We start from the raw sequence: 16,461 nt of genomic DNA on the forward strand, positions 1-16,461 counted from the left end.
CGGCATCGCCCACCTCCACAACATCATCCTCGCCGGGTGACACCAGCACCGTTGCCGGGCAACGCCTTCACCGAGTTACGAGACGTCCTTTAGCGGCCCAACCGAAGCGGCTCAACCAGGTCGGTCAAACTCCACCAAAACCTTCGCCAAGCCGAAGGGCAGTCATCCTCACGCAACCGCCTAACCTGAGACAGGCGCAGCATGTCATCAAGGTCCTGGATGGATAAGTCCAGCAGGTCCAGTTCCTTAGCCACATCCGAGCAGCCGCCGCCGGTTCTCCACACGGCCTCACGCCACGCCTCGTCGAACCGTGACCAAGCCGTCTTCGTCACCTCACTGCCCAGCAATTCCACCCGAGACGACAGGTAGGCAGGCGGGGCGAGCGCAGACAGCAGCTCCGGCAACGGCACCCCTTGCGTCTGTCCGTCGATAGGCAGACGGCGACGCAAGTCACGGACGTAGGCCAGCAACTCCACATCCAGCATGATGCTCTGCTCGAACAGCAGGTTCAGTCTCTGCTGTTTTCCCCCTAGTCGTGTCGACCAGTGGGCACCCAGATAGCCGCCAGCCAAAGCGATCACACCACCGGCTAGCACCGGCCACAGTTCTTTCACCGGGTCAGGGTGTCAGCCGGCCGCCACCAGCACGCCCGATGCCGCCTCGACCTGAACGGAAGGGGCGGCATCGCTCAACCGATTCGCTGGGCCGATCAGCGCCCCGAGTCGTACTACGGCGTTACGGCATCGCAGACGGCGCCTGGGGGCAGGAGGCGCAGACGGCGAGGCTGTCACTCGCAGCGGTCTTCGGCGCCCCGCCCATAGAGCTCGCAGCAGTCCGGCCGGTGACGGTAGACGGGCAGGGTGCGGCCGTGACGTTCCTCGCGGTCGTTGGTGCGCTCGTACAGGCAGGCACCCCACACGGTGGTTTCGCCCTGGCCGTCGACCACCTTGCCGTCGCCGGGGCCATCTCGTAGGAGCACACCTCACCTCAGCGACGTTACCCGCAGCTCGACAGCGTGCGAGGGCTTCTCGCCGTGCCGCTACTCGACGGTGCGACCCTGCACCATCTCATCATCGTCACCGCCGTCGTTGAGGTCCCAGCCAAGCTGCCGCGCCCGAGCCTCAGCCTCATCCCGCGCTGCCGACAACGCCTCGATCAGGTCGTCCAACTCGACCGTGTCCATCCGACACCGGTAGGTCACCGACAAAGTGCCCTCGTTCGTCTCCGCCATGCGCAGTCCAAGATTCACGTACAGAAACTGGTGTCCTCGTAGTCGTCGGCCTGCACATCGAAGGCCATGCCAACACCATCAGAGATGGTCACCGTTCGGATAGGGAATTCAACCGGGTCAGGGACAGGACACATGCGGACTCCAAGAGGGGAGGGGGTGGGCGAATTCAGCAAGGAAACTACCCGCCTGGCACGCCCCGCCGCCGCACCCCAGGCGTGAGGAAACCCCCGCCAGCCGAGACTGGCAGGGGCTCCCCAGTGCGTACCTACAGAGGTTGAAAGGTCAGGGTTACGGCGGTTCTGGGTCGAGGGTCAGGCCGGTGTGGGTGAGGAAGCTGGTCAGGAGTCGGGGCGGTACTGGATGCGCTTGAGCCGGTTCTTCACCACGGCGGCGAGGTGGTCGCCGCTGGTCACGGCGAGGTTGCCGAGGCTGCGTTTGACGTGGGACCAGACGCCTTCGGTGGGGTTGAGGTCGGGGGCGTAGGCGGGTAGCTGGATCACGTGGAGCCAGTCGCGGTTCGCGACGAGTTCGCGCATGGCGGCGCTGATGTGGGTGTTGAGGTTGTCCCAGATCAGCACGATCGGCGCTTTGAGGTACTGGTGAGCGGCATCCAGCAAGGCGATGTAGTCGGTCTCGGCGAAGCTGCGCCGTTCACCCTTGCGGGGACGGTGGACCTTGACCCGGTACAGCAGGCGTGTGCGTTGTCCGGGCTTGACGCAGACCAGCCCCGCCACGGAGATGCGACCAGAACCTTTGCCGGACACCGCGACCACTGGTGTCCGGTCGCGAGGCGCCCAGGTCCGCGCCTTGGACGGCCGAAGCGTGTGACCTGCCTCGTCCTGGAAGCAGATCCAGGCCCCACGCTCGCCCCGCCACTATTTTGCCTGCGGCCACACCTCCCGCCGCCAGGTCGCGATCGCCGCTTCGTCGCGTTCGACCGGTCGATGCTTGCGTACCTGCGGGCTGAACCCGATGCGGTGCAACAACAGCGACACCCCGCGCAGGGTGTACCGCTGCCGAAACAGCCGGGCGATCAGCTCCGCTACCCGCGCCAGGGTCCAACGCTGGTCTTCGACCCAGCCGTGCGCGGCGGGGCCCTCCTCAAGCGCGGCCGCGAGGGCATCGAGCTGGGCGTCGGACAGCCGGCAACCACTACCCGACGGGCCTTTCGAGGCCAACCCGGCCGCACCATCAGCCAGCCACCGCCGTCGCCAGACGTACACCGCGTTGTGCGACACCCGAAGCCGCCCGGCGATCTCCGGAACCGGCACCTCCTGCGCGAACAACGCCGCCGCCTGCAACCGGACCGCTTCACGTCGAGCCCGGCCCTCCACCGTCAGCCCACCACCATCGGGATAGCGCACCCCGAACCAGATACGCCACCCATCGACCACGGTCACGTCAACACGCCGGACCGCCTCGCTCTAACCCTGACGATTCAACCTCTGTAGTGTCGTCATCGTGAGCGATCATCACGGCGGCGCTTGGACGCTGCACCGGCGCGACGACGGCGGGGTACTTGCTGATCTCGTGGTGACCGGTGGCGACTTCCCGTGGCTGAACGCTCGTGTCGACCCGAGGGAGGGGCTCGCGGAGGTCCGGCCGCTCTTCGCCGAGGAACTGCGGCTGCTCGATGGTATCGATGAGGATGTCGAGTCCTGGGAGCACGCGTACGAGGCAGTCCGAAACGCCGTGACGCTTCAGTACCCAGAGGGCCAGGAGGTTCCAGAGTTCCTTCTCCACATCGATGGCAACGAGGCGTGGTGGCGGTGGAGTGACGAGCCGTTTGACGAGGAGGACGCCTAGTACTCCAACGTCACTTCGCCTGTCTGTGCTGGTAGTGGGCTCGTCGGGCTCGGGCTTGGGATGTTCGTCGCCAGATCGACCAGTGCAGGGTGTGCGCTGGTGGGAGCGTCACGGCGAGGACGAGGGAGTTGAGGAGTCGGCGGATCTCGGCGAGGGTCAACGCGATGATCTCCGGGCCGGCGTCGGGCTGCTGCGCGGCGAGGATGGTCAGGACGGCCAGGGCGAGCATGGCCAGGGTGATGAAGCGGTGCCAGCCGGTCCAGCCGCGGACCTGGTAGTGGTCCAGGCCGACCTGGCCTTTGCCGGTTGGAACAGCTCCTCGATGCTCCAGCGGGAGCCGGCCACTCGGACCAGGGTGTGCAGTGGCACCGGGCGGGGTGACCAGCACAGGTAGAAGGCCAGCTCGCCGGTGGTGCGGTTGCGGCGGATGAGCAGCCACCGATGCTCACCAGGGCTGGTGGCGGTGATGATCCAGGCCCACAGGTAGTCGCGGTAGCCTTTCGCGCCCGGCCCGCAGCTGTGCTGTTGCCATTCCCGGCTGGGGATCCGGTCGGCGAGGTCGTCGACGCGGATCAGGGTGCGGCCGTCGTTGACCGCTACGCGTCGGTCGCAGCCGACGGCCAGGACGTAGCCGATCCCACGGTGTTCGAGGTCAGCGCGCAGGCCGGGGTCGGCGCCGTAGACCTCGTCGCCGGTCACCCACCCGAGCGGGACTGCGGCATCCAGGGCGGCGGCGATCATCTGCCGGGCCAGGGCAGGCTTCGTGGCGAACCCGATCTGGTCGGGGACGCCGGCGGCGGCGAGGCGATCGGGCTGCTGACACCAGGTCGTCTCGGGTAGGTAGAGCCGACGGTCGATCATCGCCCGCCCTTCGGGCGACACGTAGGCCAGGAACACCCCGACCTGGCTGTTCTCGACACGTCCAGCGGTGCCAGTGTACTGCCGCTGCACCCCGACCGAGCACACGCCCTTCTTCAGGAAGCCGGTCTCGTCGCAGGCCAGCACCGCCTCAGGGTGGCCGAGCTGCTCGACCAGCCAGGAACGCACGTCATCACGGACAGCGTCGGCGTCCCACACCGCCGTGCGCAGCAGCCGCTGCATCGCCTGCGGATCGCAGTGCCCAGCCCGCTCCGCAAGGGACCAGCAGGTCTTACGTTCCAGACCCGACAGCAGCCCTTCCACGAACTGCCCGGCGCTCCGGCGTGGCTCCGCCCGCACGAACCGGTCAGCGACACGCGTCACCGCCTCGTCCAGGATGACCCGCCATCCGGCGGGGTCTACGCTGTGGCACGCGGCCACCGCACGATCTTCGGTTGTCCTCACAAACCATCGATGATCAACGCGGTGGCCGTCTTCATGCCCCCGCCACGCCCGGTGCCAGAGCGAAGTGACGTTGGAGTACAAAGCACGCAGTCCATCGACGCCGTTAGTGAGGCGTTCAACCTGACCGCCGGGGAGTCACGGCTGCTGCTGTCGGCGCCGCGCGGCGAGGGCTTGCTCGTCGCAGGCCGCAGCCGGATTCCGTTCCGCGCTGTCGGGTCGGCGGCCGAGCACCGGATTGCCGAGACTGGCTTCGAGTTGGAGGAATCTGATCGTTGATTCCGGCGAACTCTGGGGCGCTTGCCCCGAGTGTGGGGAGAGTGTCCCAGAGGTCAGGGAACTTGGGCGGGTGAACGGCGTACTGGGCTCGTCGTTGGGCCGGGCCGCCGGGCAACCCTTACGAGGAACCCCTCAGCGGGGCGAACCGATCCGCATCCGCTCCTGTTGATGTGCGTGTGGTTATGGATCGATGGTCGTGCGGGGGGAGTTCGGCTTGGTGTTGTGGTGGGACGAGAGTCGCGAGTGCAGTCGCAGCACCAGGACTGCGGCGAGGCCGGTGGCCACGAGGAGAGCGGCGGCGGCGAAGGTCCGGTGAGTTCCGCGAGCGACGTGGTCTGGGGCTGCTGTGGTGATGTCGCTGGTTCCGGTGGCGAGGGCGAAGACGGCGCCCATCACGGACGCGCCGGTGATGAGGCCCAGGTTCCGGGACAGGTTCAGCATGCCCGACACCAGACCGCGCTGGTGTGGGGCGACGTCTTTCATGACTGCGGTGTTGTTGGCCGCCTGGAACGTCGCGTAGCTGGCGGTCATCGCGACCAGGGGCAGGATGTATCCGGCGACTCCGGCGGCTGTGGGCATCAGGGACAGCACCACTGAGCCGCCGATGACGCCGCTAAGCCCGACGACCACCATGGCCTGGGTTCCGAAGCGATCGGTGGCGCGGCCTGCGGGGACGCCGGTGAGGGCGGACACGGCGGGGCCTGCTGCCATCACCAGACCAACATAGGCCGGATTGAGGTCCAGTGACCGGGCCAGGTGGAAGGGACCCACGACGAGAGTGGTCATCATGACGGTTGAGACCAGTGCGCTGGTCATCAGACCGGTGGCGAGGACCGGGTCGCGGAGCATCGGCATGGTCAGCAGGGGGGATGCGGCCCGGCTCTCGGTGATGACGAACAGGCCAAGGCCCGCCCCCGCGGCGGCGAGCAGTGCGATGGCAAGCGGGCCGAACGAGTTGCCTTCGATCGTCATGGCCAGCGCGTACGCCGTCAGGGTGATCGTCAGCAGGACAGTCCCCAGCGAGTCGAAGCGGTGGCGTGCGGGGCCTGTCGCGGATGTGGAGGCGGGTAGGGCCCGGATGGTGAGCGCGAGCGCGAGAAGGCCGAGTGGCACGCCGACGAGGAAGATCGCGCGCCAGCCGACGCTGGCGATCAGAAGCCCTCCGAGGGAGGGCCCCAGTGTGGTGCCGACTGCGGACATCGTCCCGAGCAGGCCCATCACGCTGCCGGTGCGTTCCTTGGGCACGGCCTCGCCGACGAAGGCCATGCTCAACGCCATCATGCAGGCGGCGCCGGCTCCTTGGACCGCCCGGGCAACGGTCAGGAGGGGGAGGTTTGGGGCCAGTCCGCACAGCAGAGTCGCGAGAGTGAACACGGCGATGCCGCTCAGAAGGAGACGGCGTCGGCCGGCGATGTCGCCGAGTCGGCCGACGCCGACGACCAGTGTCGTGATGGCCAGAAGGTAGGCGATCACGACCCACTGAACTTCGTTGAACGAGGCGCCGAAAGCCAGGGCAATGCTTGGCAGTCCGACGTTGGCGATGCTGATGCTCAGCGAGGGCAGGAGTGTGGACAGCGACAGTGCGGTCAGCGTCCAGGCCAGTGCTGGACGGTATGTCGGCGATGTCTGCTCAGGCTCGGTGCCGGGAGGGGATGCTGATTTCAACAGGATGGCCTCTTTCTGGAGTCGAGTACCACGGGCGGCCTCTCGGATGCTCGAATCGGGTGGCGCCCCACCATCACGGCGTCGTAGTCGGTCTTGGCCGAGGCTGCACCCCGCGCAGCGGGTATGACAACTCTTGTTGCCGTTTTCGGGACGGCGCGGTGAGATGGGTACGTGGAACACCCACCCGCGATCGCCGCAGCCCTGGCCGAGGTCGGCCCCCGGCTCAAACGCCTGCGCACCCAACGCGGGGTTACGCTGGCCGGCCTCGCCGAGGCGACCGGCATCTCCAAGAGCACCCTGTCCCGGCTGGAGGCCGGCCAGCGCCGTCCCAGCCTCGAGCTGCTACTTCCGATCGCCCAGGCGCACCGCGTGCCGTTGGACGAACTCGTCGGCGCGCCCGAGGTCGGCGACCCCCGGGTACGGCTCACCCCGCGCCGGGTCAACGGCCGCACCGTGCTTCCGCTGACCCGCCAACCCGGTGCCCTACAGGCCTGGAAAGTGATCATCCCCGCGGCCCAGATCGAGCCGGTCCCCCGTGCCCACGAGGGCTACGAGTGGCTCTATGTGCTCTCGGGACGACTACGCCTCGTCCTCGGCGACCACGACCTCGTGCTCGACCCTGGCGAGGCCGCCGAGTTCGACACCCGGCTGCCGCACTGGTTCGGCAGCACCGGCGGGCAGCCCGTCGAGATCCTCAGCATCCTCGGCCGCCAAGGCGAACGCATGCACGTACGCGCCAAGCCCCGCCAAGACAACACCGGCGACCGCTGACCCCGGAACCAAACACCCGCCAACAGCGCAGCAGCGAACGCCCGCAATTGCCGGGATCCGGGCGCATCCGTCCGTCCTACGGTGAAAGGACGTAGCCGGACGACCCGGGCGCCCTGATGGTGGCGACGCCGAAAAAGCAGCCGACGTTGCCCTCGTCGACCTGTGGAGCTCGCGCGCCAATCCCGCAGGTCCAGCATCCGGGTCTCGTTCACCCTCAACCCGATCCGCCGCCACAACGACGCCACCATGTAGTCCCGCGCGGCGGGCAGGAACATGCGCGCCGACGGCAGCCACTGCCGCCAATGCGAGAACAACAAACTCGAGGTCGTCCTCGCTCGGCGGCACGCGCGCGGCCCCGTAGTCGGCGTTCACCGGCCGGTTGAACTCGTCGATGATCTGCTCGACGACATAGCCGGTCAGCTCATGAATATCGCCCTGATGCCGGGCTATCAGGAAGTGGAAGAACTCTCCGACGCTCCACGCCTCCTTCTGCACCGTCAGCGCCGAACGATTCCCACGGCGTTGTGCGGCGAGGAACCGGTCCGCGTCAGCCGGCTTCGCGGTCCACACCGGCCGGCCAAGAAAGCGGATGAACTCGAACAACGTCGACCGATCGCCGCTGACGCTGCTGTCACAGATCCCCGAGCCTACGCACGCCAGCAGGTACTGATCCACCAACTCCTGCTCGTAGTCCGCCTCGGCCTCGGCCGACCCGAGCCGAAGCGGCGAGCGTGACGTTGGTGACGAGAACTCGGCGCATGTCGTTTCCCTCCCGACCGGAGTGCGGATCGCCAGAGTATGAGGGCGGAATCGATCGCAGCAATATGGTCGCCAATCATGATCACAACGTGCGGTGTAGGGACGAAACCCAGGCCACCGAAGACGTGCCCCGCTCAACCGCAGGGCCATACGGCTCCGCCGCCGATGCTTGCGAGACGATCTGTCGACCCCATCGTGGATCTGTCGGGCCAGGCTGTCGGCGTGGACGTCGGGACAGGTCGACGTAATGGCCGAAGCTTCGTAAGCAACCTTCGCCGCCGAACGACCACCTTTCCCGCGTGGCGCCCAAAGAACATGTCGATCATGAACGCCGGGCAAGGCTGGCGCCGAAAGAACGTGCCGATCACGCCAATCGACGACAAGGCATGAGGGGTCGCAGATGCATAGGCATCGCACGATCGGAGCGGGCCGCACACGAGGTCCGAGCGGCGGACCCTGTGCTGACATCCGGACCCGTTCTCGCCCTAGACGCGGGTCGCTGCCGGGGCGAGACTGGCCGCGAGAGCGACAGCATCTCGCGAGCTTCCCGGAGGTGCCGATGTCCCAGCGTGACCCAAACGGGTGCCTAGCACCGCCTGCCGCGGTGTCGGACGCTCGGGCAGGTTCGCAGGCCTGGACCCATCGGCCGTCTCCGAGTGGGCCAGGCGGCATCCTGGTGGGGAGGGCGCGGGAGCTGGACCTGCTGGAGACGTTCCTCGTTGGCGCTGCAACCCGTGGCGGGACGCTTGTGGTGTCCGGCGAAGCTGGCGTCGGGAAGACGGCGCTGTTGGAAGCTGCCGCTGCGCGGGCCCAGCTTCTGGGGTTCCAGGTGGTGCGTGCCGCCGGAGCCGAGTTCGAGGTCGATGTCAGCTTCGCCACGCTCAACCAGCTCTTGGGTCCGTTCCTCGGTCTGCTGCCCCAGCTCGAGGCGCCGCACTGGGAGGCAATCGGCGCTGCCGTCGCATTGGGCGGTGGTCACGCCAGCGACCCGACACTGGTTTCCACCGCCACTCTCGCGCTACTCCGCCAGGCGGCCTCGCGTCAACCCGTCCTGCTGGTCGTCGACGACCTGCCGTGGCTGGACCGTGCCAGCGCGCGGGTGCTGGCGTTCGTGGCGAGGCGTGTGGCCAACAACCCGATCGGGGTCCTGGTCGCCGCACGGACAGGCGAGGCGGGCTTCTTCGACGAGGTCGCCTTCCCCCGACTGACGGTGCCCCCGCTTGAAGAGTCTGCGGCCGAGACACTGCTTGAGCAGAACTTTCCCGCGCTCACTCCTCGCGTTCGGCGACGGCTCCTCGACGAAGCCCGCGGCAACCCGCTGGCGCTGCTGGAATTGCCTGTAGCACTCGAGGACCTGCGGCACTCCCAGGTGGTCCGGGCTGCGGATGTGCTCCCGGTCACTGAGCGGCTCCAAGCGGTGTTTGCCACGCGAATCGCTGCGCTCCCCACCGCGACCCGCGAACTACTCCTCCTCGCGGCCCTCGACGGAACCGGCGACCTGCGCGTCCTTACCGAACCGGAGTTGCACGACGAAGGCCTGGAAGCCCTCGGGCCCGCCGAACGCAACCGCCTCGTCTTCGTTGACCCGACGACCCGGCGCCTGGAGTTCCGTCACCCACTGATCAGGTCCGCCGTCGTGGGGCTGGCCACCGACGCCGAGCGACGTCACGCTCACACTACCCTTGCCAGCCGTCTGGCCGACGACCCCGAGCGGCGGGCCTGGCAGCTGGCCGCGGCCGCTCTCGGTCCCGATGAGGCGGTCGCTGGGCTTGTGGAGGAGGTCGCGCAACGGGCAGCCAACCGCGGCGACCCGGTCGGCGCGGTCGCTGCCTTCGTCCGCTCCGCTGACCTCAGCCCCGACCGCACCAACAAGCTCAGGCGCATGGCGCGAGCCGCCTACCTTGGCGCGAACGTTACGGGAGACCTCGGCATGGCGCCCCAACTGTTCGACGAAGCTGCGTTCGAGCAGGACCCCGACGCCGCCCTGACCATGACCCTCGCTGCGGCGGCCCAGCTGCTCAACCAGGCCGGCGACCTCGACACCACCTATCGGCTGCTGGTCAACGCCATTGAAATGCGCAGCGGCCCCTTCCGAGCGGACGACCAGATCCTCGTCGAGACGTTGCACACGCTGCTGCTGATCTGCTACTTCGGTGGGCGCCCCGAGCTGTGGGAACCGTTCGACACGGCACTGGGCCGCCTGGAGCCCAAACCGCCGTTAGCGCTTCACCTGCTCAACCACACACTCCGTGACCCAGCGCGCACCGCGGAGGCGGTGCTGGACGACATGGACACCGCCATCGCGCTGCTGCACCGTGAGCAAGATCCCGCCCACATCAGACGAGTCGGCATCGCCGCCGTCTACGTCGACCGGGTCGAAGGCTGTCTCCCGGCGCTGCGGCGGGTAGTGGAGGACGGTCGCGCCGGAGGGGCGATCACCTCCGCCATCGACGCCCTGTTCCTGCTGGGCAACCATCACTACCTCACGGGTCAGTGGGAGGAGATGGACCAGGAAACAGCCGAAGGTCTGCGACTGTGCGTGGAGCTCGACTTCCAGATGCTCACGTGGCCTGGACTGTTCCTGCAAGGCCTGGTGGCGGCCGCCCGCGGAGACGACGCCACGGTCCAGTCGATGATCGACCGCATGACCGCGTGGGCTTTCCCGCGCCGCGTCGGCTCCGTCCAGGGCTACATCGCCCACATCAGCTGCCAGACGGCCATGGCACGAGGGGAGTTCGACGCCGCCTTTCGGCACGCCTCGGTGGTAAGCCCCGCCGGGGAGCTGGCACCGCACTCGCCACTCGCGCTCTGGCTGATCCTCGACCTGAGCGAAGCCGCGGCTCGCTCCGGCCGAACAGCCGAAGCCTCCGCCCACGTCGCAGCCGTCACCGAGGCCGGCATCGGGCGGCTGTCCCCGCGCCTGCAGCTGATGACGCTCGGCGCCACCGCCCTGGCTGCACCTGCCGAGGAAGCCACGCAGCGGTTCGACGCAGCGCTCGGCGCACCGGACGCCCAGATGTACCCGTTCGAGATGGCCCGCATCCAGCTGGCCTACGGCGAACACCTGCGACGCACCCGTCACGCGGCCACGGCCCGAGTGCAGCTCGCCCACGCCACCGACACCTTCCGCCGGCTCCGAGCACAGCCGTGGGCCGACCGGGCGGCACGAGAGCTCAGGGCAACCGGCCAGACCCAACCAGCGCCGCTAGGGCCTCACCCAAGGCAAAGAACACCCGCCAACACCTTGACCCCGCAACAGCGGCACGTCGCGGAACTCGCGGCAGCCGGCCTGACCAACAAGCAGATCGGTGAGCGACTGTTCCTGTCGCCGCGCACGGTGGCGACCCACCTGTATGAGCTCTTCCCGAAGCTCGGCATCACCTCCCGGGCCGCGCTCCGCGACGCCCTGGCCCCCCACACGCAGCACAGCGAAACGCCGGACGGTGCCGACCGGGTCTAGTGCGCCCACCAGAGCCCAGCGCGCGGCGCTCGGTTGGCCGATCTGGGTGTCGACGTCGGTTGCGACTTCTGGATGGGACTCGAGCAGCCGGACAACTCGGCCATCTAACCGGCACCAAACCCAGTCATTTGACGCACGCGGCCTCCTGCCCGCGGCTCCTAGCGTCGAGCACCGCACTGCGGATTCACCCGACCAAAGGAGAGCATCGTGAGCACCACAACCCCGACCATCGTGTTGATCCACGGAGGCTTCGTGGACGGCTCCGGCTGGCAGGCCGTCCACGACCTGCTGCGCAAAGACGGCTACGACATCGCCGTCGTGCAGAACCCGACCCTGTCGCTGGAAGGCGACGTGACCGCCACCCGCCACGTGCTTGAGGAGCACGACGGCTCGGTCGTCCTCGTCGGCCACTCCTACGGCGGCGTCGTCGTCACCGAGGCCGGCACCCACCCACAGGTGTCCGCGCTCGTCTACATCGCGGCGTTCGCCCCCGACCAGGGCGAGTCCGTTCAGACCCTCATCGCGGACCCGCCGCCTGGGGCGCCGGTACCGCCCATCCTGCCGCCCCGCAATGGCTTCCTCGCCCTAGACCGGGAGAGGTTCGCCGAGTCGTTCGCCGGCGACCTGAAGCCGGAGCTGGCCGAGTTCATGGCCAACTCCCAGGTCCCGTGGGGGCTCGACGCCCTCAGTGGCACCGTCAGCACCCCGGCGTGGCGGTCCAAGCCCAGCTGGTACCTGGTTGCGACCGACGACCGGATGATCCCGCCGCCGGCCCAGCGGGCGATGTCGGAGCGAGCCGGCTCCACCGTGGTCGAGGTCCCCGGCAGCCACTCCGTCTACCTCTCCCAGCCCGCCGCGGTTGCCGATCTGATCCGTCAGGCCGCGACCGCGGTCCAGCAGTCCTGACCTCAGCAGGGAGCCGTCGATGGTACATCGTCCCCACAGAAACCTGGCCGGCCTCCTGCTGGCCGGCCTCACCATCACCCTCCTCGCGGCGCTCGGCATCAGCACCGGCACCGCCACCGCGGCAACTCACGGCCAGCCCCAGTCGGTCAGCCAGGCCAGCAGCGCCAAGCCGACCGTCGTGCTCGTGCACGGCGGCTGGGCCGACTCCTCGGGCTGGAACGACGAGATCGCCAGCCTGCAGCGCCGCGGCTACCCCGTGCTCGCACCGGCCAACCCGCTGCGCGGCCTGTCCTCCGACGCCGACTACGTCCGCAGCGTCCTGAAGACCATCTCTGGGCCGATCGTCCTAGTCGGCCACTCCTATGGCGGAGCGGTCATCACCAACGCGGCGCGCGGCGTGCCGAACGTGAAGGCACTGGTCTACATCGCAGCGTTTGCGCCCGATGAGGGCGAGAGCCTGGCACAACTGGTCACCAAGAACCCAGGCACTCAAATCACCCCGGACGCGCTCATCGAGCGCCCGTACCCCCTGCCGGGCGGCGGCGAGGGCACCGACCTCTACATCAAGGCCGAGACCTTCCGCGACGCGTTCGCCGGCGACCTGCCGCTTCGCGCCACTCGGCTCATGCAGGCCACCCAGCGTCCGTTCTCGGTTGCCGCGTTCACCGAGCCCTCCGGCCCGCCGGCCTGGAAGACCATCCCGTCGTGGTACCTCGTCGCCACCGACGACCACGCCATCCCGCCGAAGACCCAGCGGTTCATGGCTGCCCGAGCCGGGGCAACCACCGCCTCGGTGAAGGCATCACACGTGCCGATGATGTCCCAGCCCGAAGCCACCACACGGCTGATCCTGCAGGCCGCCAACTCGGTCGGTTAACCCAACTCCCCTCGCCGGGCGCCCCCGCGTCCGGCGAGGGGGTTCTCACCTAGTGCTGTGACCGGGATGGTTCACCGTGATCGGAAGGCGGCTCGTGGGACGAGCGCACGCGAAACGGCTGGTATTACTGGGGCATGCAGGAAGAGACCGCACGTTCCGCAATCGACACGTTCATCTCCGCGTTCAACGCCTCGGACGACAGCTATGTGACTGCCCTGCTCTCCCAGGCCCTGACCTCAGACGTGGTCTTCTGGGGGCCGTTGGGTCGCAGCGAAGGAATCGGGGCGGTCGAGCGGTTCGTGCTGGACATCCGGCGCCACCCGGCGGGGACCGGCACGATGGTGCGCTGCTCAGCGGTGGACATGCCTGACGAATGGGCCCGGTACCGGTGGGTCTTCACCACGCCTGATGGAGGCCCCCGCCTGGCGGGAACGGATGTCGTCCATCTGCGACGGAGCCTCATCGACCAGTTCATCGTCTTCGCGGGGGAGATCGAGCCGTTCGCCTCCTGAGTCATCCTTCTGTCGCTGTCCTTCTCCTGAACTTGCCCCTTCGGCGTTCGGGAGCTGCGGTTCGCGGTTGGTCAGGCTGCGGTGTTGAGGGGGCGTCCGCCCCAGCGGATGCCCTTTTCGCTGCGGATGCGGGCGCGTTCCGTGCGTTGGGCGGCGAGTACGTCGGGGTGGCGGGCGTTGGTGTTGCGCCAGCGCAGGTAGCGGTGCAGTGCCTGGGTTTGCGCAGGGTGGCTGCGGTGGTGGGAGTTGGCCAGGGTGAACTGCCGCAGCGGGCCGAAGTGGGCCTCGATCGGGTTGGCCCAGGAAGCGTAGGTCGGGGTGAAGCACAGCTCGACCTTGTTCTTCTTCGTCCAGCGGCGGATGTCCACGCCGGTGTGGGCGGAGAGGTTGTCCAGGATGATGTAGATCGGGGCGCCGTCGGGTCGGACGGCGCGGATCGACTTGAGCGCCGTCAGGGTGTTGGCGGTGCCCTTGCGGCGGCGGTTGACGCCCCACAGGCGGTCGTCGCCCACGGAGTAGCAGCCGTGGAAGTAGGTGACGCCGTGGGTGCGGCGGTAGGTCGCCGGCAGCCGGTTTGGCTTGCCCTGCTTCGCCCAGCAGGAGCCTGCGGTGGGCCGGATCCCCAGGGGCCCGAACTCGTCGAAGGCGAAAGCCCGGTCCGGGAAGCGTTCCAGCACCTGCTCGATCCGGTCGAGCTTGGCGTCGCGATCAGGGTCGGGTGACTCCTTCCAGGTCATGGTGCGCTGGAAGGTGATGCCGCGGCGCCGGAGCAGGCACCGTAAGGCTTCACGGCCGATGCGGATGACACCTCCGTGCACTTTCCGCAGGTAGGCGGCGAGTTTGCGGATCGACCAGCGGGTGAAGGGCTGGCCGAGCTTGCTGGGGCGAGTGGTGGCCGTCCGGATGACGAAGTCCTCGTCGTCACGACTGAGTAGGCGGGGACGGCCTCCCGCCCACTGAGGGTCCAGGCAGGTCAGGCCGATCTCGTTGAAGCGGTGGATCACATTGCGCACGGTGTCCTCGTCGGCCTGGACCAGCTGGGCGATCACCGGCACCCGGTTCCCACCCGCCGAGGCGAGCAGCATCATCGCGCGCCGGTAGCGCACCGAACTCGTGCTACCCCGGCGCACGATCTGCTGCAGCTTCTGCCCCTCCTGGTCGGTCAGTCTGCGTACACGGACAGGCTCAGCCACCGCGCCTCCAGCGATCGGATCGGACGTCACCGCACATCCAACCGTCGCGACCACCAACCCGGCGAACCTTCCCGGTCAGAGCACTAGCCCCACCCATATCCCGGCCACCCCGACAAACACTGTCCCAAACGTGATGGCGATCGGCACCCAGACCATCGGCACCCAGACCAGTGGTGGCTTCAGGGACCAGAGCGCTATCGCGCCGATGGTCAGACCCATCATGAGCGGCCCGAGAAGCAGGCAGCGGTAACCGACGACCAGCAGCCGGTATGCCCACGTCGCCCGGATCCGCTCGACCGCCTTGTCGACCTCTGCCATGTCGATAACCTCCCCGGAGTCGCCGTGACTGTACCGACGCCCCGCTCTCATGCCATCCCGTCAGGACGAGGCGGGCACGGCCGGGCCTGGGGATTAGAAGAAGATCGAAGCGGCCTGGTAGAGGCACTGAGGCCCTGCTCAGACCGTCCGTGACTGTCGGGCAGTGTCGGCGCTCGCAGGCGGACTTGGCTGTACGGATGGCTGTACAGTCCCCGCGCATGAGCAACACCAACTCGCAAGACGTTCCTGACGGATTTGGTTCGGCAACCGCTGCGACGTTGGGTCTGGCTACCCGGTTCGCGCACGAGCTGGCCGGCGCAGCAGAGGTGAAGATCGAGAACCCCCAATGGGGCCTGGCTGTGACGATCACGCCGACGAATCCCGACGCTCGGGCCTTCGGATGGGCCGAATTCGGGGAGGAGATCGTCCTACAGGTTGGCGAGTACGGCGGCAGATGGGAACTTCGCCCGGCGCCCGAGGACCTGGCCTTCCTCGACGACATGGCCAATTCGGTCGTCGCGGGACGCGTCCGGGAGGTTCTTGCGCGGAAACGCTCCCTCGTCGAGGTGGTGATGCCCGATGGGTCGGTCGAGACCCATATCGGATACGAGGGCCTGGCTGGCTGCCTTCCGCTGCCCGCCTGGCGTCGCCGGTCCCGCAGCGTTCAATACGCGCCGTACAGTTCATCCTCCTGAGGCTGCCGCGTCGCGCCTCTGCCTAAAGCCCATCTCCGCCGTGACTCCGCACATCGTGGAACGGGCGCGGGCGGCCGATCTGGCGCGGCAACCTCAACAAGCTGATCGGCTGGAAGGCGGCTGTCGGGCGGGTCGGGCAACCGCATCTGCACTTCCACGATCTGCGGCACACCGGTAACACTCTCGCCGCGCGAACCGGGGCGAGCACCCGCGACCTGATGGCGCGGATGGGGCACGACTCATCCCAGGCCGCGTTGATCTACCAGCACGCCACGACTGAGGCGGATCGGGCCATCGCCCAGGCGTTGCACGAGGCGATGCGGGTCGACCGAAAGAAGGCCAAGAAGTCGGCCGACGGCTCGGGCAAGGCCAAGGACACGACCGGCAAGAAGTCGGGCGGCAAGAAGGGCAAGAAGCGGTCAGCGAACTCGGACGGGGCCGGGGATGACCGGGGCTAATGGCACGCCAATGGCACACGGCATGATCGTTGGCCTTGCAACATCGAAGGCCCTGGCTGGGACTTGTGTCCTGACCAGGGCCCTTCGCGTGGAGCGGGTGACGGGAATCGAACCCACACTGTCAGACCCGAAAATCCAATGGTGAGTGGGCAGGCGCCAGCACCCGGCGCAGCGCAGCGGAGCCGGGTTTGGGCGGCTGAGTCAGGCGGCT

The 16,461-nt window shown here is 68.1% G+C and carries 18 protein-coding genes and 1 pseudogene; 10 read left to right on the forward strand and 9 right to left on the reverse strand.

Annotation, left to right across the window (positions count from 1 at the left end; genetic code table 11):
• Positions 1 to 89: 89 nt before the first annotated feature.
• The 5 genes from ABZ793_RS33560 to ABZ793_RS33580 form a co-directional block, all read right to left on the reverse strand.
• A complete protein-coding gene (locus tag ABZ793_RS33560) occupies positions 90 to 614 on the reverse strand; it encodes a hypothetical protein (protein ID WP_357464818.1) in 525 nt (174 codons plus the stop codon).
• A gap of 173 nt (positions 615 to 787) precedes the next feature.
• A complete protein-coding gene (locus tag ABZ793_RS33565) occupies positions 788 to 979 on the reverse strand; it encodes a hypothetical protein (protein ID WP_357464820.1) in 192 nt (63 codons plus the stop codon).
• Between the two features lie 60 nt (positions 980 to 1,039).
• Entirely contained in the window at positions 1,040 to 1,249 is a 210-nt protein-coding gene (locus ABZ793_RS33570) for a hypothetical protein (RefSeq protein WP_357464823.1), read from the reverse strand.
• A gap of 320 nt (positions 1,250 to 1,569) precedes the next feature.
• Positions 1,570 to 2,082, reverse strand: a complete 513-nt coding sequence (locus ABZ793_RS33575) for a transposase (protein WP_357464852.1) — start codon at positions 2,080 to 2,082, stop codon at positions 1,570 to 1,572.
• 24 nt (positions 2,083 to 2,106) lie between these two features.
• Positions 2,107 to 2,631: a winged helix-turn-helix domain-containing protein gene (locus tag ABZ793_RS33580; RefSeq protein WP_357464825.1), complete on the reverse strand. Its 525-nt coding sequence runs from the start codon at positions 2,629 to 2,631 to the stop codon at positions 2,107 to 2,109.
• Between the two features lie 61 nt (positions 2,632 to 2,692).
• On the opposite strand from ABZ793_RS33580, the gene ABZ793_RS33585 reads away from it, so the two are divergent.
• Positions 2,693 to 3,037 carry a hypothetical protein gene (locus ABZ793_RS33585; protein ID WP_357464827.1) on the forward strand — a complete coding sequence of 115 codons (345 nt, stop codon included), beginning with the start codon at positions 2,693 to 2,695 and terminating at the stop codon, positions 3,035 to 3,037.
• Positions 3,038 to 3,047: 10 nt separating this feature from the next.
• On the opposite strand, the pseudogene ABZ793_RS33590 reads toward ABZ793_RS33585, so the two are convergent.
• Positions 3,048 to 4,279, reverse strand: a pseudogene (locus tag ABZ793_RS33590) (IS701 family transposase).
• Between the two features lie 90 nt (positions 4,280 to 4,369).
• On the opposite strand from ABZ793_RS33590, the gene ABZ793_RS33595 reads away from it, so the two are divergent.
• The gene (locus ABZ793_RS33595) at positions 4,370 to 4,636 is read left to right on the forward strand and encodes a hypothetical protein (protein ID WP_357464829.1); all 267 of its coding nucleotides are present in this window, start codon (positions 4,370 to 4,372) and stop codon (positions 4,634 to 4,636) included.
• 180 nt (positions 4,637 to 4,816) lie between these two features.
• Here the strand turns inward: ABZ793_RS33595 and ABZ793_RS33600 are convergent, their stop codons facing one another.
• Positions 4,817 to 6,301 (reverse strand): MFS transporter, encoded by a 1,485-nt coding sequence (locus ABZ793_RS33600; RefSeq protein WP_357464831.1) that lies wholly within the window; start codon positions 6,299 to 6,301, stop codon positions 4,817 to 4,819.
• Positions 6,302 to 6,472: 171 nt separating this feature from the next.
• Between ABZ793_RS33600 and ABZ793_RS33605 the strand changes: the two genes are divergently transcribed.
• The 6 genes from ABZ793_RS33605 (at position 6,473) to ABZ793_RS33630 (ending at position 13,586) form a co-directional block, all read left to right on the forward strand.
• The gene (locus tag ABZ793_RS33605) at positions 6,473 to 7,072 is read left to right on the forward strand and encodes an XRE family transcriptional regulator (RefSeq protein WP_357464833.1); all 600 of its coding nucleotides are present in this window, start codon (positions 6,473 to 6,475) and stop codon (positions 7,070 to 7,072) included.
• Positions 7,073 to 7,345: 273 nt separating this feature from the next.
• Complete coding sequence (locus ABZ793_RS33610) at positions 7,346 to 7,807, forward strand: hypothetical protein (protein ID WP_357464835.1); 462 nt, start codon at positions 7,346 to 7,348, stop codon at positions 7,805 to 7,807.
• A 583-nt stretch (positions 7,808 to 8,390) separates the two neighbouring features.
• Positions 8,391 to 11,291: an AAA family ATPase gene (locus ABZ793_RS33615; protein WP_357464837.1), complete on the forward strand. Its 2,901-nt coding sequence runs from the start codon at positions 8,391 to 8,393 to the stop codon at positions 11,289 to 11,291.
• A gap of 207 nt (positions 11,292 to 11,498) precedes the next feature.
• On the forward strand, positions 11,499 to 12,197 hold the full coding sequence (locus ABZ793_RS33620; protein WP_357464840.1) for an alpha/beta hydrolase: 699 nt from the start codon (positions 11,499 to 11,501) through the stop codon (positions 12,195 to 12,197).
• Between the two features lie 19 nt (positions 12,198 to 12,216).
• A complete protein-coding gene (locus ABZ793_RS33625) occupies positions 12,217 to 13,074 on the forward strand; it encodes an alpha/beta hydrolase (RefSeq protein ID WP_357464842.1) in 858 nt (285 codons plus the stop codon).
• 134 nt (positions 13,075 to 13,208) lie between these two features.
• Positions 13,209 to 13,586: a nuclear transport factor 2 family protein gene (locus tag ABZ793_RS33630; protein ID WP_357464844.1), complete on the forward strand. Its 378-nt coding sequence runs from the start codon at positions 13,209 to 13,211 to the stop codon at positions 13,584 to 13,586.
• A gap of 71 nt (positions 13,587 to 13,657) precedes the next feature.
• Here ABZ793_RS33630 and ABZ793_RS33635 read toward each other — a convergent pair whose 3' ends face one another.
• A complete protein-coding gene (locus ABZ793_RS33635; RefSeq protein ID WP_357464846.1) occupies positions 13,658 to 14,779 on the reverse strand; it encodes an IS630 family transposase in 1,122 nt (373 codons plus the stop codon).
• A 75-nt stretch (positions 14,780 to 14,854) separates the two neighbouring features.
• Positions 14,855 to 15,097, reverse strand: coding sequence for a hypothetical protein (locus ABZ793_RS33640; RefSeq protein WP_357464848.1), 243 nt, complete (start codon positions 15,095 to 15,097; stop codon positions 14,855 to 14,857).
• Between the two features lie 218 nt (positions 15,098 to 15,315).
• Here ABZ793_RS33640 and ABZ793_RS33645 point away from each other — a divergent pair, with 218 nt between their 5' ends.
• Positions 15,316 to 15,792, forward strand: coding sequence for a hypothetical protein (locus tag ABZ793_RS33645; RefSeq protein ID WP_357464850.1), 477 nt, complete (start codon positions 15,316 to 15,318; stop codon positions 15,790 to 15,792).
• A gap of 77 nt (positions 15,793 to 15,869) precedes the next feature.
• Positions 15,870 to 16,250, forward strand: a complete 381-nt coding sequence (locus ABZ793_RS33650) for a tyrosine-type recombinase/integrase (RefSeq protein ID WP_357464854.1) — start codon at positions 15,870 to 15,872, stop codon at positions 16,248 to 16,250.
• Positions 16,251 to 16,461: the final 211 nt, after the last annotated feature.

It is taken from the genome of Micromonospora sp. NPDC047465 (assembly GCF_040643125.1).
Taxonomy (GTDB): domain Bacteria; phylum Actinomycetota; class Actinomycetes; order Mycobacteriales; family Micromonosporaceae; genus Micromonospora.

Bases quoted from the DNA above. Each gene is read 5' to 3' on its own strand.
- ABZ793_RS33625 (WP_357464842.1), top strand. From the start codon at position 12,217: ATGGTACATCGTCCCCACAGAAACCTGGCCGGCCTCCTGCTGGCCGGC.
- ABZ793_RS33645 (WP_357464850.1), top strand. From the start codon at position 15,316: ATGAGCAACACCAACTCGCAAGACGTTCCTGACGGATTTGGTTCGGCA.
- ABZ793_RS33595 (WP_357464829.1), top strand. From the start codon at position 4,370: ATGATCAACGCGGTGGCCGTCTTCATGCCCCCGCCACGCCCGGTGCCA.
- ABZ793_RS33610 (WP_357464835.1), top strand. From the start codon at position 7,346: ATGCGCGCCGACGGCAGCCACTGCCGCCAATGCGAGAACAACAAACTC.
- ABZ793_RS33615 (WP_357464837.1), top strand. From the start codon at position 8,391: ATGTCCCAGCGTGACCCAAACGGGTGCCTAGCACCGCCTGCCGCGGTG.
- ABZ793_RS33630 (WP_357464844.1), top strand. From the start codon at position 13,209: ATGCAGGAAGAGACCGCACGTTCCGCAATCGACACGTTCATCTCCGCG.
- ABZ793_RS33640 (WP_357464848.1), bottom strand. From the start codon at position 15,097: ATGGCAGAGGTCGACAAGGCGGTCGAGCGGATCCGGGCGACGTGGGCA.